Here is a 20,585-nt window from a genome sequence, read left to right on the forward strand (position 1 = left end):
TATGATTTAAAACATCCGTTAGCAGATCATTTATTCCCATTGTTGAGCAGGGAGGCGCGTTTCTCGCGGAGAAAATTGGCGATCTGTGTTGGATCATCTTTGCGCAAAGCCTGTTCTTTGATCTGAGCCAGCACCGTACTCCATTGTTCTTTTGCGGGGAGATAGCGATTATCGCGCGCGACCAGTTCCTCGAAGATGCGGCGCTCTAACTCGTGCCAGACAGAGCGGTCGCGACCATCGATATCGCCATCGTCTGGAGCATAGTCCTGATCGTTGGTATGGTTGTCCACGCGGACATAGAGTGGTTGAAAGCTGCGGCGTACGATCTCTTCCATGTGGCTCTGATCGAGCGAGCCAGCGTCGAAGCCGAGCGTGCCCACGAGATGGACCAGGACCAGGGGACGCGTTGTGTCCTGTACGTATTTCTGACTCTCGCGCTGACAGTACTCTTCAAGACGGCTATAGAGCGCGTTCGGCTCGTCGAGACCATCCACGCGCAGATCGTGGCGCACGAAAGGTCGGCGCTGACTGGCTACGTGTTCGGCATGATGAACGCGCTCTTTTTGCAGGGGATTGATAATGCGCTCCGGTGTCTCGGTGTCGATCTCGACGTAGTAAAAGCCCCGGTCGGGCCATTGCAGTTCTTCCGCGCTACAGGTCTCGGTTGAGCCAGGATTGTAGATCCAGCCGGCGAACTCGTAGGGCTTGTGGACGTGGCCCAGCGCCAGATAGTTGATGTAGGGCTGTAACGCCTCGAACTGTCCCATTGTGGGAAGACCCTGGATGCGTGCAACCATGCCGTCAATGCCAGTATGCATGGTGAGGAGGCGATACTCAATGCCTGCGGCCTCTTCTTCATCTCGTTTCGCTGCTAACGCCTGCGCCATGCCTTCCATTGCCCGAGCTGTTCCCGCGCCCTGCCAGTGGATACCGTAGACGCGCAAACGGCCTTCCAGTAGATCGACATACGAGCCGATCATGGTGCTGCGATCCCAGGGATCAAGCACAGGCGCGCCATCCTGTACGGCGGGTTCGAGCAGAATCAGGTAGTCCTGATAACAGAGGAAGCGCAGCCAGGAGGTGCCTTCACGATAGTAGCTGCGGTCGTGGTTGCCTTCAATCGCGATTACAGGGATGTGGTGATCCTTGAGCTTTTGCAGACCTTCGATGGCGTGGATCAGCGTGAGGGCGTCGATGGCGCGTTTATTGAAGAGATCACCGGCGATGATGACAAAATCGACCTTGCGCTTGACCGCTTCCTCGGTGACATTCCAGAACGTTCGACTGAAATCGTTGAAACGTTCGCGAACGCCATATTGCTCGTAACCCAGGTGCGTATCAGCGAAATGGATAAAGGAAGCACGCATACTATTCCCGTCTCTCTACCTTGTAGATTGGTAAATTGTGATGATTGCTATTGATTATGCCGGTCCGGTCATCCAGGCACGCACGCCGGCAGCAACCAGGATCAGCAGCGCGATACTATAGATCAGAACATCGCGGCGCGGATTCTTGCCACCAGTGGTGTATGAAAGATAGGCCAGAGGAATGATCAGCGCCACAATTCCGCCATAGACATAGTGTAGATAATAGAGGCCAGTGCCACCATCTGGTTTCAGGCCGAAGAGAACCATAATCACGCCGAAGAGTCCTTGCAACAGGCCCAGGGCAGCGGTAATGCGCAACAAAATGCTCCAGGAGCGAGGAATGGTTGTCATCTCCTTCTCCTTGCGGCTTCTGAAATAGAGGACCAGTCCCCAGATGCCTGTAATCAGAGCGACGGCCAGCACCAGATAAACATTATATGAGTGCAATATAAGCACAAATCCAGCCAATTTCGTACTCCTCCATGTTGCCAAATGGCAACATGTCTCTCTCTTCATCAGAGAAGCTTGGTTCTTCTAAAAGACTATTCTTTCTCCTGTGAAAAATAGCGGAACCTTGCCGTTCAGCTATCGGGCAACCACACTTCAACCCTACTATAGCGCGCGTGAAACGGAATGACAAGACGCAATGCAGGAGGCAGATAGTTTTGGTTGGACATCATTGATGCTGGCAGCGTGTGTCGAGTACGTTTGTTGGTAGCGCAGTGATTGGGACATAATTGTAATTTCTCAACGTTGCCTGTTCCTCTGGCGCTCCTATATAGTTGATGAATGCCTGCGAGAGCTTATCTGCATTGTTGTTAGTGAGGTAGAGATGCTCAATATTCCAGAAGGGATATGTATTTGTAACAATATTCTCCTCTTCTGCCGATAGCCCATTAATGCGAACCGCCTGTAAGCCCTGTTGGTCTGTATGCATCCAATCGTATAACGAGACATAGCCGATACCGCCGATTGTGTCGCGGATTGCTGAGAGCATTTCGTCAGGAGAGTTGCGGGTCTCGGCCTGGGGAACGCTGGTCTCGCCATTTAGCACAAATGCTTGAAAGGTACGCTGTGTCCCTGAATTGGCGTCTCGTATGAATGGAACGATTGGGATGGTTGCTGGTCCGCCAACCTCGCCCCAGGTTGTTGCTCGCTTGCCTCCCCGCCCAAAGATCTTTTGCAGGTCTCCCGTGCTGAGATTACCTGGCATATCAGTTGCTGCGACTCCCTTTTTGCTGACGATGACCACGTAGATAACAGCGGCAACCTCGTAGTTGCGGTAGTCCTGGGCGCGTGCATGCCCGACAAAATCTTCCATAAAGATATCCGACGAGGCAATCTGAATACTATTGTTCATTAGCAGGTCAATGCCATCGCGACTGCCGCTCACGGCTGGATCGCTTTTTTCATTAAGAACGGTGATGCTTGCTTCCGTACACTCTCCCTTTGGATTATGGATATAGTGATCTTCCATTGTCAGCAAGAGGGGTTGGAGGGCAGTTGAACCTCCTACTTTGATCGCCCCTTGTTCGCAGTGATATTCTCCACTGAGCGGCCAGGAGGTACAGGCGCGAGGCCAGAGGGCGGAAGCAATAATAATGATGAGGGTAATAGGGATGATGCCAGAACTTAGGATGATCAAAGGCACTTTTCGCTTCGGACGCGTAAATTTGAAGGCATAGCGTGCCGCCGTAAAGCTGGCGGCAACTGTCAACACGATCAGTAGAATTGTGCCAGTGATGATGAACCACGTGCTCATTGTCGAAACTCCACACGATCAAATGGACGGCACAACTAGAGAGCGCTTATACAATATCATCGATAACGCTCCAGATTTGAATGAGCTTATCTTCACCGGCAGACGCAATGTATCTGTCATCGGGCGACCATGCGACCGTCCAGACAAAGCCGGTATGGATAGGGTTGATAAAAATGATGTTCCGCGTGGCAGTGTACCAGACGGTGATAGTTCCCTTGCTTGCCGATGCGATGCGGCGTCCGTAGCGTGAACGGGTCAGGCTCAAGACGTAATCGCTGTGGCGTTGTACAGTGAAGCCCGGCGCTCCTGTCGTACTCCATATACGTACAGTTTTATCGGTGCTTGCCGAAGCGATATCGGTGCCGCCAGGCGACCAGAGCAGATCGTTAATGCTGTCGGTATGATGCGGGAAGATGAGCTCATTGCGTATTGGGCTGATATTCCAGATATGGACCGTTCTATCCTGACTGCCCGAAGCGATACGCCGCCCATCGGGAGACCAGGCTACAATGTTGACCCAATGTCGATGTTCGTTGTAAACGGCGATACACTTCCCCTCCTGGATGTCCCAGACCTGCACTGTTCTATCATCGCTGGCCGAGGCGACATAGCGTCCGTCAGGGGACCAGGCCACGTCATTGACCAGATCTTTGTGTTTCCACTGCAATTGCTCACCATGCTCAGGATGCCAGATATGGACCGTTTTATCAGCGCTGGCCGAGGCTATCCAGTTGTTAATCGGCGACCAGTCCACCGCATTTATTCGTCCTTTATGCTTCCTATATACATAGGTTGGTTCATTCTCGTTTCCTTCAATTGACCAGATGCACACCGTTTTATCTCCGCTGGCCGAGGCCAGTTCCTTCCCATCAGGAGACCAGGCAAGATCGTAAACGGTGCCATGATGTCCGCGAAAGGTGGAGATATACTCCGGCCTTGGCGCTGGCAATGGCCTGATTGGGCGTCTTGGTTTGTTTAAGATGCTTGTTGCCTGTTGGCGTAGTTTCGCCCATTCTCTATCGTTTGGCGCGAGCAGAAGAGCGCTTTCAGCGATACGCAGAAGATCTTCCCAGCGATCCTCTGTGTGTTCGAGAATGCGCTTCAGTGTTTGCAGACACTTCAAATGCAAATCTGGCTCGCTTACCACTGCCAGGGCCATATTGAGTGCATTCTCCGCCTGAACGAAATCACCCAGTTTAAAAAATGCCTGCCCCCGCAGATAATAAGCTTCCGCTGGCACTGCACCAGGAAATTGATCCTGTAGTATTTCCGTTAATCTCAAAACCTTTTCCCATGCCTGATCTTGATCTGCCTTGCGTACCTCGATGATTCTTTTCGAGATCTGCTCTTCTGTGACTGTCGGTGGTTCTCCGCTGGCTGGAGGCGTTTCCATACCAAACGGCGTTTTCAGTTCAGTCAGTAAATTGTTCAATGCTGTAGCATACTCTGCATTAGAAAAATCAATGTGTTGCAACGTTTCAAGGAATGGCCATCTGTTGCACTCTTTCCATAAAAGAGGCAGGATGCGTTTCTTTTTCGCAAACGCCGCGTGAAACTCTTTATCGACCCACTGAGATTGCATTGCGTCTGGTGATGCGATAAGGATGAAAAATGTGCAGTGTTCAATCTGCTCGCTGATGCTGTGTACCCACACCTCTCCGGGGCGAATCGAGAGCGCATCATACCAGACGATGTGGCTGCTACCAAGTGCCTGGCGTAAATCCTGTGCCAGTTTCAAGCCAAATTCGTTGTCCTTTGAACTGTGGCTGATGAAAATGTAGGTCGGGTTCACCGTTCTACCCTTCCCTTCATACGATTTTCCTGCTATTTTCTCGTCACTTGTTTTCTATTATATTAGACGATATAAATTCATATAAATACAAGTATAATCCAATATGATATGACATATCCTTATGGAATAGTGTAATTGTAAAGCGTAAATGGAGTTCAAGGTATATAAAACTGTGGCGCGAGTACAACTCGTGCCACAATTTTAGTTACACTTTTCTATTTCCCCAGGTCTCGTTATCATTAGTTTGCTCAGGGATGTGGTTCCTCCTCATGCAACTTCATTGCATGCGAGAGGCTCACACCGAGGGCGCTCAGGCTGCCCATGCCCATCAGACACATAAGCAAGGCAGACCAGGCATGGAAGAGGACTATTTCAGCCAGCACAATCTGTGGGGGAATATGTAAAATACCGCTGAAGATCAGCAGGCCAACAAATTCGTTGCTGCCTACCTGCCCTGGTGGATTGGGCAAAATATAGAATAGATTGAAGAGCATATAGCCAAGAACGGCCTGCCCGAAGGTGATATGGTAGCCGATGGTCCAGAAGCCGAACATATTGTACAGGCCATCGAGCGAGACCGAGACGGCGGTAAGCAAGATCGCCACAAGAAATATTCTGGGTTGACGTGTGCAGGCGAGCAGCGATTCGACAAAGCCAGTCGCGAAGCTCTCCACTTTTGTTCCTATTTTGCCCGGCAAAAGGCTGCTTAGCTTGTGGAGCAGACCGAGTGCGAATGTGCGTTTCCAGGCCGTCAGCGCAACAAATAGGATTGCACCGAGCAAGACGCTTACGGCAAAAAATAACATAGTCCACAGTTTGGCATCAAATTGTTCTCCTAACAGAGGAGCAAGGGCGACAATCAACAGGGCTGGCAATAAATCCTGGATTTTGTCCATTGTAATCGTTGGTAATGATTGACGTACATCAATGCGATCGGTGCGTTTGAGAATGAGGCATTTTGCCAATTCACCAATGCGAATCGGGAGGACGAAATTGAGGAAGACGCCAACCAGAAAGACCTGGATAATTTTTACCTGGCTTATCTGTCGAACCGGGTTGAGGAAGAGCCGCCAGCGCAACGCGCGAAAACAAAAGGCCAGTATGAACGAGAGGCTAGCGAGAAAGGCAAAGAGCACTCCCTGGGGCGTTGTCAGATTTTTTTGAAGCGTACGTAGTATCTCGATTGGGTTCACATAATAGAGAACCAGAGCAAAAAGGACAATGCCTACTAGCAAGCCCGCTGCTGCCCGTGCAGTGGGCGACCGCCAGAGAGCCACTTTGCCAGCTGGTAGCGTTGCCGCTGACAAAGGGGTCGTTGTTGGTGAGATTTGAGGATATTGGTCTGTTTCCTGGGAAACGTGTGTCTGTAAGCCTGGGAGTTGTATGCGCTGATGCTGAGTAGTATCCGGTAATAATGATGGTTGGTCTACCTTACCTGGTAATGTCTGTCCACTCGGCAATCGCACCAGTTTTATGCGGGCTAGTCGGGCTGTCGTCGTTGTAGTTACGGATGGTCGATTTGGTTGTGTCACAAAAACCTCGCTTGAAATAGATTGAAATGAGATGTGATCTCGTCAGCTTAAATGGTGAGTTGCTGATGAAACTGACCAGATTATGGGTGTAGGTGAAATGTACTATTTGAATAGCTGTGCTTGTTCTTTCTATGTAATGTCGCGCTTGTAAACCTTATAGGCGACAAGAATGAGACAATTATTAAATGAGATAATTATTAGGAGGAATGGGGGATGAGACGGGGTTTCATTGTATCTTGACGAATAGTCAGGGGAGGCACTACAATATCAACAATCATATAAACATTGAAGTGTTTTCCAGTTGTTAGTAATAGCATTTCACCTGGAGGTATATTTTCATGCCGTTATACGAGTACTATTGCTCGGACTGTCAGGCCAAATTTGAATTGCTGGTCAGCCATCAGCACGCAGATGGGGTTGTCTGTATGAAATGTCAGAGCGAGAAAGTGCGCCGCCTGCTTTCGGTCTTTGCGTCTCAGCGGGGCAGCAGCGAAGATAGTTCTTACAATGATATGGCCCCTTCAATGGGTGGAGGATCTTGTGGTTGTGGTGGTGGTGGCTGTGGCTGCCATTAGTATTTGCTACTAGTGCAAAGGCGATCAGGTTATATCGATCATGTTTAGTAAAGTAAGTTATCGACGCGGCGTGATCGAGGGGGTTATTCTCTTCACGCTGGGTCGGCTCGGTGCCTTAATTACCCCCAGCATTTTTCCTGATTGGACCAGTGTTGTTGCTCCGCTGATCTTTATGACGCTGGAGTATATACTGGCTCCATATTGGGCTACTCGTCGTATTGCAGCGCCAAAGCGAGAGCGTTTGAGCAAGCGTTTCTGGCTGCTTGGACCGCTGCTGGCGAGTATCTGTTTCATCATTGATCTGGTCATTACGCTGAGTTGCGGGTTGCCCATCACCAGCTTTCTAGGGACACAATTGGGACCGGCTCTGCCGCGTCTGCTCAATGATGGTCCCAATCATCTCACGATGGCCGATTTCGCCCTCTATGAATTCAGGACGATATTGGCGCTCTTTGCCTTCTATACAATGGCGGTGGTTTGTACCAAACTGTCGCAAGGCGGATTTTTGCGTTTCACTATGCCAGCAGGGGGCAACCGCGTAACCCTGTGAGGAGAAGGGAGAATGAAAGCCTCCCTTCTTAAAATAACCCCTCCAGTGCTTAGCCCAGCGTTACCGCGATGAGCAGCGTAATCAATCCCACCATACGTACGATATCTCCGAGATTGTCAAAAAGTGTGGCAGATGTGACCGAGTACTGCAACACAATAATGAGATAGCCAAAGCTCAAGAGTAAGAAAGATGTTGCCATGAGGAAGCTAAAGCGCGTCTGTTTGCTCATGAACGCCGCTATGTAAGAGAAGAAAATAGCGAAGCAGAGCACGGCCCGGGTACTACGCAGCACGAATTTGACGGCGACATTGGGAAAGTCGGGAATAAAAGGAGCAGTTAACAGGAGGATGAGCGCAAGTAGCGAGCAAATAATCTGCCAGCGCATCAACTTGCCCTGATATTCCTCGTTGCCGCTGAGCAGGCTCAAGAAGATAAAGAGGAAGCTCACCGCCTGTCCAATATAGAGAAACCAGTTGGTATGCAATGTGATACTGGTCAGGGTGTTTGCTGCGAGATCAGCCAGGGCTGTGAGCGCAATGACCGCCATTGCCAGACCAAGTATAAACAGGCGTGGACTGCGAATACGGGCATATAGGTAAAAGGCTCTTCCAGCAATAAATATAGTAACGATACTTAATATTATAGCTAGAATGTTGGGGATCAGAGCTGAAATCATAAATATAATCTCCTTCTGGCATAAAAAATAATTATTAACATTGGCTGATCCAGACTAGAAAAAAAAGGTTGTCAGGGGAGAAAATCGACCGGGTTGACCAGTTTACCCCCTGGCTCGTATAACTCTACACGACGCTGAGCTATCAGCATTTTCGTGATGCGCACAAGTTCCTGGGCCTCTAAACCTGTTGTACGTCTGAGCGCGTCCATGTTTTTGCGACCATCGATCGCACTATAGACGCGGCGCGCCTGTTTATCAGCGATATCGACTGAACGCGATAAAGGATTGCTGGACATCAGTAGCTCATTTTCACGCCGACGATGGGGAATAAGTATCCAGAGATGCAATGCTGGATTATGCTGGGGTATCGGCGTTGCCATCTCGTAAGGCGAAAAAGGTGGTGATGTAATTGGATCGACCACGAGCAGTCCACGATTTTTCGCGATTAACACAGTCTGTGGTAGGAGAACTTGAAGTGTTGCAAGTGGGTCGTGAGAGCGCCTCTCATGCTGAAACAGCAGGATGGCGAGCGTAAAGGGAACCGGACGACCTGTGCCTGGCGGCGTCTGACGAGCCGGGGAGAGCCGCTCAACCGTATTATGAAAATAGTAGCCTGCAACATAGTTCAGCCCATAGCGGGAGAGCGTAGATGCCGGATAGTTGGAAAAGAGTCGTTTAACAGCTTGCAAGGGATAGTGCCGTTGTTCGCTAAAAAGGCGAGTTGTAAACTCCGCGATGTGGTTGTTCGCGACAACGTGTTGCGGCAATGTCGTATCGCGGGTGACAAGCGTACGCAACTGGAGCGCAAGTTGGCCCGTCATATTGGCTTGCAACGCCCAGATTTCTGCAACCTCAGCCTGACAATGTTCGATTAATTGAGCAGCCAGCCATTGAAATAGCTCGTCAATGTGATGCATATCAGTAATGGCTTTTTGTAAAAGGGAGAGGATAGCACGCGCTTGTTCTGTTATCTTTTCTTGAGAATCTGCCGTGTCTTTGCTCTCGAAATTGCTCATAATTCCTGGGCTTTCTGTTGAATGTCCTGCGGCCAGTGAAAGAGAAGCTTCTTTATATGCATCTTGTATGAAAATATGTGCGATGAAATGACGAAAACGCTCGATAATAAGACGTATCTTTAATGCATGTAAAATGCAACTCTAACACGTATCAAAAATACAGGTTTATTGTATCCCACTTGTAAATAAAAAAATCATTAAAAATAAGTAGAGTGGTGCTAAAAAATAGGGTGTATGTAAAAAAGAGTATGATTTGTGTTTTTAAGTAAGGAGAGGGACATAGGCTGAACAGTTCCTGAGAGCAGGTGGTTGGATGGCGTTATACCGAACTCCTTGTCCCTGTGGTATGATGCGAAGGAGAAGCAACTCGGGCGACTCGATTTGATGTGTATGGTTGAGAAAGCTGTACTGATGGCTTGCTGGGCAATGGGAAGAGTGAGAAAAAAGTACCTGTTAAAGTGGAGGAAGAGATATAGTGTAAGTTGAGGAGGAAACTTGCTTCTCATCAGGACATTTGTTACAATGACGGTGCAGCATAATGCTAAGCTTGTCTCATCTGGCAGGAGAGAGGAAAGGTACGGTAGCAACCTGTGTCAAAAGTGTACGCTATTGCGAACCAGAAGGGTGGCGTGGGAAAAACCACGACTGCCATTAACCTTGCTACGTATCTAGCAGCCGCAGGACGCAAAGTATTGCTGGTTGATATAGACCCACAAGCAAACACTTCCAGTGGTATAGGTGTATTAAAGCAAAAACGACAGTATACAATTTATGATTTGCTTGTACAGCAGCAAGATAACGTCTCAATATTTGATGTGATCGTTCCCTCGCCCCGGCGAGAACTGGTCGTCGCACCCTGTACAGTGGACCTTGCAGCGGCAGAGATAGAACTGGTGGGCGCGCTGGCACGCGAGCAGCGCTTACGCCAGATCTTAGAGCCTATTCGGAACCGCTGCGACTATATTCTGATTGATTGTCCCCCCTCGCTGGGCTTATTGACGATCAATGCGCTTGTTGCAGCTGATGGTGTCCTGATCCCGATCCAGTGCGAATATCTGGCTCTGGAGGGATTGACCCAACTGCTCAATACGATTAATATTGTCAAAAAGCAACTCAATCCATCATTGTCGGTTGCTGGCGTCGTGCTGACCATGTTTGATCCACGCACCCGCCTGGCAGGAGAGATTGTACGTGAGGTGCGTAGTCACTTCCCGGAAGAGGCTTTTCAAACCATTATCAGTCGCAATATCCGTTTGAGCGAGGCTCCCAGTTATGGGCAGGCGATACTGGATTATGATCCCACATCTCCTGGGGCAATGGCTTATCGTGCGCTCGCTGAGGAGGTAATGGCTCGTGGCTAAACAAAAATTCGGTCTGGGGCGCGGCCTCGATGCACTGATTTCGGGTGCCTCGGAGGTGATCGCCTCGCAACAGGTGGTTCCTCAGAGCGAGACAAGCGCGCTTCCCCAGGTGCCCATCGATAGCATCATGCCCAATCCTCGTCAGCCTCGCCGGATCTTCCGTGAAGATGATGCACGATTGCTTGAGCTAAGTGCTTCGATTAAAGAACATGGTGTCCTCCAGCCAATTGTCGTGATGCCCTTGAATACTGCTTCTGATAAAGCGGCGGTGAAAGAGACCTCATCCTGGTTTAGCGACGATGCGGGAGCGTTGACGGATCAAGATGCCACGGCTGAAAAGCCAGTTGTTGATTATCAGATCATTGCGGGTGAGAGACGCTGGCGTGCGGCACGGCTGGCCGGTTTGAAGCAGGTGCCGGTCGTTATTAAGGACGTGACGCCGCAACAGATGCTCGAACTGGCTCTGATCGAGAACATTCAGAGGGCCGATCTCAATCCAATCGAGGAAGCGCTGGCATATCAGGCGTTGGTGCAGGAGTTTGGACTGACGCAGGAGATGGTGGCGAAGCGGGTCGGAAAGGATCGGACAACCATTACCAATGCGTTGCGTTTGTTGAATCTTGCCCCCAAAGTGCGGGAGATGCTGATGTCGCAATCCGAGTTTTTTACAGAGGGCCATGCACGTGCGCTCGTGGGCATAGCACGCGAGGAAGATCAGGAAACGGCGATGGGCAAAATCGTCGCGTTACGCCTGAACGTGCGACAGGCCGAAGAATTGGCGGCGCGTATGAAAGCATCTGAGAATATAGAAGCGGCTGTACAGCAGGTCACAGGGCCAGCGCGTCGCCCTTCCGAATTGGACGCGTTGGAGACGCAGTTTCGCAATGCTTTGATGGTAAAGGTTGATCTCAAATTGAATGCCAGAGGGAAGGGCACGCTGGTTCTGCATTTCAACGACCAGGAAGAACTGGAGAATTTATATAGTCGTCTGGTCAAACAGGAAGAACAAGGATCGTAGGGGACGAGGGTTTAGCCTCGTCCGATGAAGGGGAGAGTAGTTCCCCGTCTGCGTGCGGGTGGCGACGATCCCCGTTTGTAGGGAGGGAAGAATGACGACAGTGGAAAGTTCATTTGAGAAGGTGCGCCCTAAGATGGTGGCGGCACGTATCGAGTTTATGGGCCGGCTGGCAAAGTTTAGCAAGGCAGAACTGGCTCAGCTATCTACGCATGAGGGATACACTCCACTCCGACTGGCCTATCATCTCTATATCGCTGACGGCCTGGCTTTGGACCAGATGCAGCGTGTCCAGAATGAAGAGAATCCGCTCCTGGAAGATCTTGCGGTAGAGGTTCCTCACCTGCTGGAGACTGCGGAGCCGCCCACCTCGCTGGATGCTGTGCTGGGAGGGCTGGTTGCTCGGCGTGAAGAGATTTTTGAGTATCTGAAGAGTCTCCCCGAGGAGGCGTGGGCGCGCCCTTTCCATACCTCAGAGCAGGAAGGGTGCAAGTTCTATCAACTCGTTGATGCTTTACCACAATTTGACCAGGAACATGCCCAACAACTTGTAGCCATAAAAGCGCAAAAAACAGAATAGCATCTCCTCCCTGCTCATCATAGACAGCGCTTTTATTTCGTTGCTTCAAGCTCCTGACGCAGTTGATGGAGGTATGTGCGCATAAACGCTGTGCGCTGTGCTGCCATTGCACGCGCTGTTTCCGTCTCCATTGTCTTCTCCAATTTAAGCAGTTTGGCATAGAAGTGATCGAGGACGTAACGCTTATCGTCGGGAATATGCTTTTCGGCAAAGGGGTCGTCGGGATGGTAGGAGCGCGTCTCGCTTGTCTGCAAGACAATTCCCGTCATGGCCCAGCGCATAATGCCAATCGCTCCTAGCCCATCGAGCCGGTCTGCGTCTCGCACCACATGCGCCTCTAATGTTTGTGGTGGGACGCCGCGACTAAAACTATGTGCAATGATGGCGTGGAGAATAGCCTGTTGTTTGTCAACGGGTACCGCGTATGTGTTCATCAGATCTGTGGCAAGCTGAACGGAGAGATCGGCGTGGTGTCCCGCCTGTTCTTGCGGTGCTGTGCGCCCCAGATCATGCGTCAGCGCTGCCATACCAACAATAAAACGATCTGCTTCCTCGCGCTCTGCAATAGAGAGGGCCAGATGATACACGCGCTGCACGTGCTCCCAACCATGCGCCAGATCCTCGATCCCGCTAAAACGCTGTTGTATCTCTTCATAGACCTGAGCCAGTACCCCTGACTCATTGAAGACTGTCTCCATGCTCTCTGTACTCATTTCTATCTTGATGCAAACATACTATTCTTGTCTGCTTGCTATACTGAATAAAGAAAAGGTTTCGTCAACTTCATCGTCCTGGAAGGAGTGGCCATGCACCATGTCTTATCCTGATGCAGACAATAGGCAGTATACCATAGCTGTGACGGAGCCAGATGGACCTGACCCCGCATTATCGGCCGTTCGAGTGGGATTGCGCGAGGCGGAAAGCCCCGGTGATGATAAACAGACTGCATGCAAGCAGGCCATTCGGGTGCTGCTGGTTGATGATCATGCATTGCTACGCGAGGGATTGAGCCAGCTCTTTGCTTTGGAGAAAGATATCCAGGTGGTTGGCGAAGCTGGTGATGGCTTTGATGCTCTGCAAAAAGTGCGCCAGCTCCATCCCGATGTCGTCTTGATGGATATTCATATGCCTGTGCTGGATGGCGTAACGCTGACCCGGCAGGTGACGCGCGAGTTTCCCTCGATTGCAGTGATTATCCTGACCGTGTACAGGCAGACGCGGCAGATGTTGCAGGCGATAAAGAATGGTGCCAGGGGCTATCTTTTGAAGAGCGCCTCAGCGCGTGAGGTCATCGAGACTATTCGCGCTGTCCACACTCAGGGCGTTGCGCTGCAACCAGGGATTACACGTACTTTACTTGATGAATTCCAGCGCCTCTCTCATGTGGCCGGTGAACATGTAACCGATCTTCTTTCGGAAAAAGAGATTGAAATTATTCGCTATCTGTCTGTCGGTATGAGCAATAAAGAAATTGCCGAAAAACTCGCCTATTCTGAAAAAACTGTCAAAAATTATCTTACCGTTATTTTTCAGAAGCTCCATCTGCGCGACCGCACCCAGGTTGCCATCTTTGCCTTGCGTCATGGCCTGTTGCTTGACGAAGAATTCTGCTAGATTGTTTCTCTCCTCCTTACTGCACTGTGACACAGCTTTCCTTCCCATTCAGGGGGAAGCTGTGCCTTTTTTGTGTGGCTTTCTTCTTGACAAATATATCAAACTGATATAATAATAGTTATATCAGTTTGATATAAAAATTGAGAGAGATAGGAAGAATAACGACCAGCTACAGTGCTATGAGCAACCATGCCTTTTCGTCTGCCTGCTTTTTGCTTGCCTATGTTGTGGGTTTGATATAATGGCAGGGAATGTCAGTACAGATGGAGGCATGCGATGTCTAGAGAGCGCATTGAGAACGAAGTGACCGGGAATGGTGGAGTGAGAGTTGCCGAAGGAGGAGCGCGCAAGCAGCAGACGTATCAATTGTTTGTGTTGGGCCAGTTGATGGATAAGTCGCTGCATGGGTATATGCTGCGCGATTTCCTCTGCAATGTCCTGGGGCCGTTCCGTCAGATCAGTTGGGGGGCGCTCTATCCACTCATTCGTCAGTTGGAGCGTGATGGGTTGATCGCATTGGATATAGAGGGTGATGCGAGGCAGTGCAATACGGAGGCGAGTGGTCGGCAGCGCAAACGCTATCGCATCACTGACGCGGGGAGAGAGCGTTTTCTCGCAATGATGCTTGAGCCTGATGAGTATACGGTCGATACTCCTGAACTCTTTCTGATCAAGTTGATCCATTTTAAATATGTTTCATCCGAGCAACAGCTCGCCATTTTGCAACATTACCTCGGCTATTTGCGCATGGTCGAAAACTATACGCAAATGCAGCAGAGGCGCAAAGAGAACCACCAGGAGAGCTACAAAGATATAGATTTCACGCATATCTTGCGAGGTATATCCTTGCGTCTGCATGGTGTTCAGGCGGAGCTGCAATGGGTGGAGCAGGAAATTGCTCGCGTGGCTGATGATGCCGGGTGAGCCTCTTGAGAAAAGGAGAACGTGATGACGACGACAAATCAAGGACCGAAGCGTCTCTATTTAATGCAACTGGCGACGATGGGGCCGGGAGTACCTGTCCCTGCCTACCTGATTCAAACCGGCGATGGCATCAACGTCCTGGTGGATACCGGTTTCCCGGCTAGCATGATTGGCACAACTAGCGGACCTGGCGGGAGAACGATTGTTATGAACGAGAGCGATTATCTCGTCAACCAACTTGCCGCGCTTGGTCTCAAACCGGGTGATATCAATTACCTGATTTGCACGCATTTTGATATGGATCATGCGAGCAGCCACAACCTCTTTCCTGATGCCGAACTAATAGTGCAACGACAGCATTACGAAGTGGCGAAGGGCGGCCACGAACGCTTTGCACGTAATCGCGAGTATTGGGATGCGCCCAACCTGCACTATCGTCTGGTGGATGGCGATACGGAGCTGTTGCCGGGCATAGAATTGATCGAGACCAGTGGACACGTCCCAGGCCATCAATCGGTCCTGGTGCGCCTTCCAGAAACCGGCCCCGTCCTGCTCGCCATTGATGCCGCCCCTGTTCAAGAAAATCTAGATGTGGAGAAGCGGAAGAAGGGTCCAATGGATATGGACGAAGCAGGGGTTATTGCCAGCACCCGTAAACTTGTCGATCTGGCGAAGCGCGAGGGCGTTACCCTGATTGTTCATGGACACGACGCGAACCAGTGGCAGAACGGAATCAAAAAAGCTCCTGAATTTTACGCTTAAATAACCCCTATATTCGTAGTTGCGCGATTTACCGCGCTGAGTCGCTTTCACCTGAATTGTGAGACACCAGCGCGGTAAATCGCGCAACTACGAATATGGGTGTATATTACGCCTCTTTTTCTAGATTTTTGGGCGATGGATAAGCCGGACCTTTACTCTGAGGGGGGACCGGCATGGTGAACTCGCCAGTGAGGTCGTAGTCACCAATCGTAGTCAGCTTGGCCATGATCGGGTCATGCAGCGAAAATGTGCGAGCATTGCGCCAGAAACGATCGAGCCTATAGGTATTTGAGGTGCTGCGTGCGCCCGTCAGCTCAAACAACTCGCTCGTCGTTTTGACTGCGGCATCGATACATGTAGCTTGAACACGCATACTGCCTATGAGTAGTGGAGTAAAATCGGCACCTTCTTCCATCTGTTCCAGTTGTCGGCTCACTTCGCGCTGGAGTGCGTGGGCGGCCGCAAGGCGGCTTGAAAATTCTCCGATACGCAAACGGATAATGGGATCAGTTTTGGGATCTTCCCATCCAGGAGTGATGGAACGTTTGGAGGTGCGCACATAATCGAGTATGGCATCGTAGCCGCCTTCCCCGTTGCCCAGCGTAATACTGGCATACATCAAAAACATCAATGTCAAAAACAAAGGAGTAAAACCTGTAATAGGCATATGCCAGCCATCAGGGACAAACACATCTTTATAGGTAATCGTCTGGCTGACCGTCGCGCGTTGTCCCATATTATCCCAATCATGATGCAGCGTCACTCCGGGAGCATCCAGACGTACCAGCCCTGCATATAGACCTTGCTCTCCTTCAAGAGTATGCATGACATGAGCATAGTGCGCTCTACCACTCCCTGTATTGAAAGTTTTGGTTCCGTTGATGATGATGCCACCATCTACCTTGCGTGAGATGACGGAACTACCAGTTCCGGTATCAGCATGAGAGCCGATAAAGCGGATATCCTCTTCAAGAGCTTCTCGTGCCAGTTGTTGTTGTGTCTCTTTGGGTAGGGCGCTGTGCTCGTGAAACAGCAGGCGCAACCCGGCTATTTGGGTTACAAAAATCATGCCAGTACTACCTTCGCCTGCACAAAGATGAGTAGCAATTTCGACAAGGGCTTCACTATTGGAGTTCATCTTTCTGTCCCAGAGACCACCATATTCCACAGGAATGCTCAGCCGGTACAATCCTGCTTGCCATATCTGTTGAAGATTCTCTGTAGGGTCTTCTCCTCGTGCATCAATCTCTGCCGACGTTTGTGCAAACTTCTTGCGCAGTGCTTGCGCACGCTGAATCATCTCCTGAATTCCTGTTGTTTGTATAGCATGATGTGTTATCATCAGTAAATCCTTTCTATTCTATGAAGAGAAGTAATTCTTCTTGTTGTTGCCGCTTCTTGACTATAGCAGTATACTGATGCCATGTCCAATATATGTTGTTTATCCTGGTAAGAAGTTTGATGTATAACCAGAAGATAGAGTTGCGTCACTTACGCTATTTCGCGGCAGTTGCTCAGGAGCTTCATTTCAGCCGTGCCGCTGAAAAATTGCTGATTGCGCAGCCGGCGTTAAGCCAGCAAATACGGCAATTGGAGCGGATAGTGGGGGCGCGTCTCTTCGAGCGCAATCGTCATAGCGTGACATTGACGAATGCAGGGCAGGTGTTTCTGAAAGAGATTCTCCCGATTTTGGAGCAGGTGGAGAATGCCATCAAGTCCGCGCAAGAAGCGCATCAAGGATTGGTGGGGAAGCTCTCTGTTGGCTATTTTCGTCACGCGCCAGGGGCGGATACCTTTCTGCCTGATGTTATGGCGCTCTACCGCCAGCGCTTTCCTGCCGTCGATATCGGTCTGAAAGAGATGCATCTGCAAGAACAACACAATGCACTTGATGCTCAGCTAATCCAGATCGCATATACGATAGGCATAAAGGATCAGGATATGGCAACGGAATTTGACATAGAGGTTATTCAGCAACTTCCAATTGTGGTTGTATGTACGTCACAACATCGCTTTGCATCACAGCCATTTGTTCTGCTTCGTGATCTTGTTGATGAACCTTTTATCTGTTCCTCGCATTCGAGCGCGGGTGTTCTCTATGAACAGATGATTCGGCTTTGTGGCTTCAAGCCTCATATTGTCCAGGAAGTCGCTGATATTCCGATGATCCTCGGACTGGTAGCTGCTAATGTTGGTATTGGCTTGTTTCCTATTTCGCCGATGCTTCTGCACCGTCAAGACGTTGTGATCTGTCCTCTTGCCGATATTGATATCACCTTTGAAGCATTCCTGATGTGGAGAAAGCAGGAGACCTCTCCTCTGGTCGAGGCATTTCGAGACCTCGCACGCGAGGTCTGGAGCCAGCAAGAAAAGAAGGTGAAAGAAAGCAAAGAGATGCAGGTAGGGTGATGCCGAATATGGCAGGGGTGATGGCTTGTCCTCGCCCTGGTTCATCATACATACAATAGGGGCAAGACAGACGAGGACAAGCCATCACCCCTGCCATATTCGGGTGGTGCGCTCCCCATCTCATTTTATGGTGGCAGCAATTATATCTCTTTGACCAGATCCTCTTGCAGTTCGGTCCAGAGATCCCTGATATCCTTCTCGCTGGTGCGCAGGTTGCCAATCGCGACACGAATTGTGAAGCGCCGATGCAGCTTTGTGTGGGAGAGCAGGAAGCGACCAGTAGCGTTGATGCGGTTCATCAGCCGTTCGTTGAGAGCGTTCAATTGTTCCTCGTCGTCCATGCCTTGTGGATGGGCGCGCAGACAGACCAAGCTAAACTGTGTCGGAGTCATGCGCTCGAAGTTGGGCGATGCATCGAGCCAGCCTGACAGTAATTGCGCGAGGCGGCAATGTTCGCGGATGCGTGCCGCGAGTCCCTCGTGCCCGAAGTAGCGCAATATCATCCACAGTTTGAGCGAGCGGAAGCGGCGGCCCAACGCGTTGCCATAGTCCATCAGGTTTGGCGTCTCGTCGCCCAGGCTCTCGTTTGTACGCAGGAATTCGGGGATCAGGCTAAAGGCTGCTTTCATCACTTCTGGCTTGCGAGTGTAGAGTACGCTACAATCCATCGGTGTAAAGAGCCACTTGTGCGGATTGACGATGAGCGAATCGGCTCGTTCGCAGCCCTCCATAATCCCGCGCATTTCGGGAGCTATCGCCGCCATACCGCCATATGCTGCATCGACATGGAGCCAGAGGTGGTGGCGTTCGCAGATATCGGCGATCTGTGGCACGGGATCAATGCTGGTGGTGGAGGTCGTGCCAACCGTTGCAACGACGGCAAACGGGAGCCAGCCAGCCGCCAGATCTTCCTCTATTGTGCGTTCCAACTCAGTAACATCCATACGAAACTGGTTGTCTGTGCCGATCTTGCGCAGTCCCTCCTGTCCAACACCCAGCACGATTGCGGCCTTATCTGCTGCTGAATGAGCTTCCTGAGAGCAATAGAGGCGCAGGCGTGGCACATCGCTCCGTCCCCCTATCCCTTTCTGGCGAATATAGAGTTTGGGAATGGCTTCGCGCGCGGCTGCCAGGGCGTAGAGAATGCCGGTGGAGGCCGTGTCGTTGATGACGCCAAACATGGGATGTGGCAGGCCGAGCAGTTGTCGTAACCAGTCCAGTGTGATCTGTTCCAGTTCGGTGGCGGCTGGCGAGGTGCGCCAGAGCATCGCATTTGTATTAAGCGCCGCCGTTAGCATTTCGCCCAGGATGCCGGGACCGGAGCCAGTGTTGCTAAAATAAGCCATGAAGCCGGGCGCGTTCCAGTGTGTTATGCCGGGCATCAGTTGTTTGTCGAAATCTGCGAGAATCTGCTGCATCGATTCCGGTTCTTCGGGCGGCTTTGCTGGCAGCACGTGGCGAATATCTCCCGGTGCAAGTTGCGATAACACGGGATATTGCGCGGCGTTGCTAAGATAGTCGGCGATCCAATCCACGGCCTTGTGACCGTAGCGACGAAACGCCTCCGGGTCCATATCACCCGTTGCTGTGGGCTGCTGTGCGGCATCCAGCGGTGTTTGCTCTTCCATCTATCGGGATCTCCTCATAGTGAAATGTGTCGATATGGTGTTCCTGAGTACAGGATAGCATAATTGTCGAGCGAAGTATCGTGGTTGTTGGGGGGGGTGAAGTGAAAAATATCAATATGAAGCTTGCAGGGAACGTCAGGTTACATACTGGTTGCTTCATGACGCCACAAGCGTGAAAGCTATTTAAAGTGTCAGGAAGCAGGTATTTATTGATTTAGCAGGATAATCTCAGCATCTTCGCGTGTTTGGGCAGTGAAGAGTTTGACGATCAAGCGTTGAATTGTGTGATGGTCCTGAATATGCTCCGTTTGTTTTTTTGCCAGGCTTGCCAGATCTGGAAAACGGGCCTCCACAGCATGGAGCAAGGTCTCGCGCGATTCTCGAAGCATTTCCTTTGCTGCCTCTTCCCGTCCTTTTTCACGACCCTGCTCAATGCCCTGTTCGATACCTTGTTCAATGCCTTGATTCAGCCCTTTTTGCAAAATGTACTTATAAAACAGACTCTAAAACAGACTCGCCTTGCCATCATCGGATCTACACGCTTCTGGAATTCGATGTGCAGCAAAGCCTCTCGTCCGTCAATACTAATTTTATACAATACATCCGCGTTGCGCGTTTTTGTCGTCGTTTTCAATTCCAACGGCGCTTTCTCAAGCAGTGTTGCCCCTGGCATCAGCCATTGTACAAAGTCTTGAGAACTAGCCGCAAACAAGCGTTTGAAAGTATCATCCTATTGGGGAGCCATCTTCTCTTATTTCTCCTCCCTCGCGACATATATAAATATTATACTTTTTGATAGAAATCAAATTTATATTTACATTTTTAAATATAAATAAGGATCTGAAATGCATGAGATTAAAAATAAGAAATGAGATTACTCTATAGACCTGCTAGTCCCTGATGGTCCCCTTCTTCCTGCATCTGTGATACAATAGCGTGGGCTTGAATGACGTTATAGCCGCATGCTCGTGAGACGCCGTTCCTCGTGTTGCCTGTAGACAGATCGTATTTCTTCTTTGATA

20 protein-coding genes are annotated in these 20,585 nt (G+C 50.4%); 9 read left to right on the forward strand and 11 right to left on the reverse strand.

Annotated elements, in window-relative coordinates:
- Positions 1-26: 26 nt before the first annotated feature.
- The 5 genes from K3T83_RS20285 to K3T83_RS20305 all read right to left on the reverse strand — a co-directional run bounded on the left by K3T83_RS20285 (position 27) and on the right by K3T83_RS20305 (position 6,453).
- Positions 27-1,367 (reverse strand): metallophosphoesterase family protein, encoded by a 1,341-nt coding sequence (locus K3T83_RS20285; RefSeq protein ID WP_220204763.1) that lies wholly within the window; start codon positions 1,365-1,367, stop codon positions 27-29.
- 54 nt (positions 1,368-1,421) lie between these two features.
- Positions 1,422-1,835, reverse strand: coding sequence for a hypothetical protein (locus K3T83_RS20290; protein WP_220204764.1), 414 nt, complete (start codon positions 1,833-1,835; stop codon positions 1,422-1,424).
- Between the two features lie 208 nt (positions 1,836-2,043).
- Positions 2,044-3,129 (reverse strand): substrate-binding domain-containing protein, encoded by a 1,086-nt coding sequence (locus K3T83_RS20295; protein WP_220204765.1) that lies wholly within the window; start codon positions 3,127-3,129, stop codon positions 2,044-2,046.
- A 46-nt stretch (positions 3,130-3,175) separates the two neighbouring features.
- Positions 3,176-4,921, reverse strand: a complete 1,746-nt coding sequence (locus K3T83_RS20300) for a TIR domain-containing protein (RefSeq protein WP_220204766.1) — start codon at positions 4,919-4,921, stop codon at positions 3,176-3,178.
- A gap of 248 nt (positions 4,922-5,169) precedes the next feature.
- Positions 5,170-6,453, reverse strand: coding sequence for a lysylphosphatidylglycerol synthase transmembrane domain-containing protein (locus K3T83_RS20305; protein ID WP_220204767.1), 1,284 nt, complete (start codon positions 6,451-6,453; stop codon positions 5,170-5,172).
- A 338-nt stretch (positions 6,454-6,791) separates the two neighbouring features.
- On the opposite strand from K3T83_RS20305, the gene K3T83_RS20310 reads away from it, so the two are divergent.
- Complete coding sequence (locus K3T83_RS20310; RefSeq protein ID WP_220204768.1) at positions 6,792-7,028, forward strand: FmdB family zinc ribbon protein; 237 nt, start codon at positions 6,792-6,794, stop codon at positions 7,026-7,028.
- A gap of 40 nt (positions 7,029-7,068) precedes the next feature.
- Positions 7,069-7,578 carry a hypothetical protein gene (locus tag K3T83_RS20315; RefSeq protein ID WP_220204769.1) on the forward strand — a complete coding sequence of 170 codons (510 nt, stop codon included), beginning with the start codon at positions 7,069-7,071 and terminating at the stop codon, positions 7,576-7,578.
- Between the two features lie 49 nt (positions 7,579-7,627).
- On the opposite strand, the gene K3T83_RS20320 is transcribed toward K3T83_RS20315, so the two are convergent.
- Both K3T83_RS20320 and K3T83_RS20325 read right to left on the reverse strand, forming a co-directional pair.
- On the reverse strand, positions 7,628-8,254 hold the full coding sequence (locus tag K3T83_RS20320; protein ID WP_220204770.1) for a hypothetical protein: 627 nt from the start codon (positions 8,252-8,254) through the stop codon (positions 7,628-7,630).
- Positions 8,255-8,325: 71 nt separating this feature from the next.
- The gene (locus tag K3T83_RS20325) at positions 8,326-9,270 is read right to left on the reverse strand and encodes a hypothetical protein (RefSeq protein WP_220204771.1); all 945 of its coding nucleotides are present in this window, start codon (positions 9,268-9,270) and stop codon (positions 8,326-8,328) included.
- Between the two features lie 590 nt (positions 9,271-9,860).
- Between K3T83_RS20325 and K3T83_RS20330 the strand changes: the two genes are divergently transcribed.
- The 3 genes from K3T83_RS20330 (at position 9,861) to K3T83_RS20340 (ending at position 12,226) form a co-directional block, all read left to right on the forward strand.
- The gene (locus K3T83_RS20330) at positions 9,861-10,631 is read left to right on the forward strand and encodes a ParA family protein (RefSeq protein ID WP_220204772.1); all 771 of its coding nucleotides are present in this window, start codon (positions 9,861-9,863) and stop codon (positions 10,629-10,631) included.
- Entirely contained in the window at positions 10,624-11,649 is a 1,026-nt protein-coding gene (locus K3T83_RS20335) for a ParB/RepB/Spo0J family partition protein (protein WP_220204773.1), read from the forward strand. The genes K3T83_RS20330 and K3T83_RS20335 overlap by 8 nt, the downstream gene beginning before the upstream one ends.
- A gap of 91 nt (positions 11,650-11,740) precedes the next feature.
- Complete coding sequence (locus tag K3T83_RS20340) at positions 11,741-12,226, forward strand: DinB family protein (RefSeq protein WP_220204774.1); 486 nt, start codon at positions 11,741-11,743, stop codon at positions 12,224-12,226.
- Between the two features lie 32 nt (positions 12,227-12,258).
- On the opposite strand, the gene K3T83_RS20345 is transcribed toward K3T83_RS20340, so the two are convergent.
- Positions 12,259-12,924 carry an HD domain-containing protein gene (locus K3T83_RS20345; RefSeq protein WP_220204775.1) on the reverse strand — a complete coding sequence of 222 codons (666 nt, stop codon included), beginning with the start codon at positions 12,922-12,924 and terminating at the stop codon, positions 12,259-12,261.
- Between the two features lie 115 nt (positions 12,925-13,039).
- On the opposite strand from K3T83_RS20345, the gene K3T83_RS20350 reads away from it, so the two are divergent.
- The 3 genes from K3T83_RS20350 to K3T83_RS20360 all read left to right on the forward strand — a co-directional run bounded on the left by K3T83_RS20350 (position 13,040) and on the right by K3T83_RS20360 (position 15,526).
- Entirely contained in the window at positions 13,040-13,840 is an 801-nt protein-coding gene (locus tag K3T83_RS20350) for a response regulator transcription factor (protein ID WP_220204776.1), read from the forward strand.
- 276 nt (positions 13,841-14,116) lie between these two features.
- Positions 14,117-14,764: a PadR family transcriptional regulator gene (locus K3T83_RS20355; protein WP_220204777.1), complete on the forward strand. Its 648-nt coding sequence runs from the start codon at positions 14,117-14,119 to the stop codon at positions 14,762-14,764.
- Between the two features lie 24 nt (positions 14,765-14,788).
- Positions 14,789-15,526, forward strand: a complete 738-nt coding sequence (locus tag K3T83_RS20360; RefSeq protein ID WP_220204778.1) for an N-acyl homoserine lactonase family protein — start codon at positions 14,789-14,791, stop codon at positions 15,524-15,526.
- A 106-nt stretch (positions 15,527-15,632) separates the two neighbouring features.
- Here the strand turns inward: K3T83_RS20360 and K3T83_RS20365 are convergent, their stop codons facing one another.
- Positions 15,633-16,868: an acyl-CoA dehydrogenase family protein gene (locus K3T83_RS20365; protein ID WP_220204779.1), complete on the reverse strand. Its 1,236-nt coding sequence runs from the start codon at positions 16,866-16,868 to the stop codon at positions 15,633-15,635.
- A gap of 119 nt (positions 16,869-16,987) precedes the next feature.
- On the opposite strand from K3T83_RS20365, the gene K3T83_RS20370 reads away from it, so the two are divergent.
- On the forward strand, positions 16,988-17,935 hold the full coding sequence (locus K3T83_RS20370; protein ID WP_220204780.1) for a LysR family transcriptional regulator: 948 nt from the start codon (positions 16,988-16,990) through the stop codon (positions 17,933-17,935).
- Between the two features lie 140 nt (positions 17,936-18,075).
- On the opposite strand, the gene K3T83_RS20375 is transcribed toward K3T83_RS20370, so the two are convergent.
- Both K3T83_RS20375 and K3T83_RS20380 read right to left on the reverse strand, forming a co-directional pair.
- Complete coding sequence (locus K3T83_RS20375; RefSeq protein ID WP_220204781.1) at positions 18,076-19,563, reverse strand: pyridoxal phosphate-dependent decarboxylase family protein; 1,488 nt, start codon at positions 19,561-19,563, stop codon at positions 18,076-18,078.
- A 206-nt stretch (positions 19,564-19,769) separates the two neighbouring features.
- Positions 19,770-20,045, reverse strand: a complete 276-nt coding sequence (locus K3T83_RS20380) for a hypothetical protein (RefSeq protein ID WP_220204782.1) — start codon at positions 20,043-20,045, stop codon at positions 19,770-19,772.
- Positions 20,046-20,585: the final 540 nt, after the last annotated feature.

The sequence above is a fragment of the Reticulibacter mediterranei genome (assembly GCF_016587455.1).

Excerpts from the sequence above, each read along its gene's own strand:
- K3T83_RS20285 (WP_220204763.1), bottom strand. The coding sequence starts at position 1,367 with ATGCGTGCTTCCTTTATCCATTTCGCTGATACGCACCTGGGTTACGAG.
- K3T83_RS20295 (WP_220204765.1), bottom strand. The coding sequence starts at position 3,129 with ATGAGCACGTGGTTCATCATCACTGGCACAATTCTACTGATCGTGTTG.
- K3T83_RS20310 (WP_220204768.1), top strand. The coding sequence starts at position 6,792 with ATGCCGTTATACGAGTACTATTGCTCGGACTGTCAGGCCAAATTTGAA.
- K3T83_RS20315 (WP_220204769.1), top strand. The coding sequence starts at position 7,069 with ATGTTTAGTAAAGTAAGTTATCGACGCGGCGTGATCGAGGGGGTTATT.
- K3T83_RS20320 (WP_220204770.1), bottom strand. The coding sequence starts at position 8,254 with ATGATTTCAGCTCTGATCCCCAACATTCTAGCTATAATATTAAGTATC.
- K3T83_RS20325 (WP_220204771.1), bottom strand. The coding sequence starts at position 9,270 with ATGAGCAATTTCGAGAGCAAAGACACGGCAGATTCTCAAGAAAAGATA.
- K3T83_RS20340 (WP_220204774.1), top strand. The coding sequence starts at position 11,741 with ATGACGACAGTGGAAAGTTCATTTGAGAAGGTGCGCCCTAAGATGGTG.
- K3T83_RS20345 (WP_220204775.1), bottom strand. The coding sequence starts at position 12,924 with ATGGAGACAGTCTTCAATGAGTCAGGGGTACTGGCTCAGGTCTATGAA.
- K3T83_RS20350 (WP_220204776.1), top strand. The coding sequence starts at position 13,040 with ATGTCTTATCCTGATGCAGACAATAGGCAGTATACCATAGCTGTGACG.
- K3T83_RS20355 (WP_220204777.1), top strand. The coding sequence starts at position 14,117 with ATGTCTAGAGAGCGCATTGAGAACGAAGTGACCGGGAATGGTGGAGTG.
- K3T83_RS20360 (WP_220204778.1), top strand. The coding sequence starts at position 14,789 with ATGACGACGACAAATCAAGGACCGAAGCGTCTCTATTTAATGCAACTG.
- K3T83_RS20365 (WP_220204779.1), bottom strand. The coding sequence starts at position 16,868 with ATGATAACACATCATGCTATACAAACAACAGGAATTCAGGAGATGATT.
- K3T83_RS20370 (WP_220204780.1), top strand. The coding sequence starts at position 16,988 with ATGTATAACCAGAAGATAGAGTTGCGTCACTTACGCTATTTCGCGGCA.
- K3T83_RS20375 (WP_220204781.1), bottom strand. The coding sequence starts at position 19,563 with ATGGAAGAGCAAACACCGCTGGATGCCGCACAGCAGCCCACAGCAACG.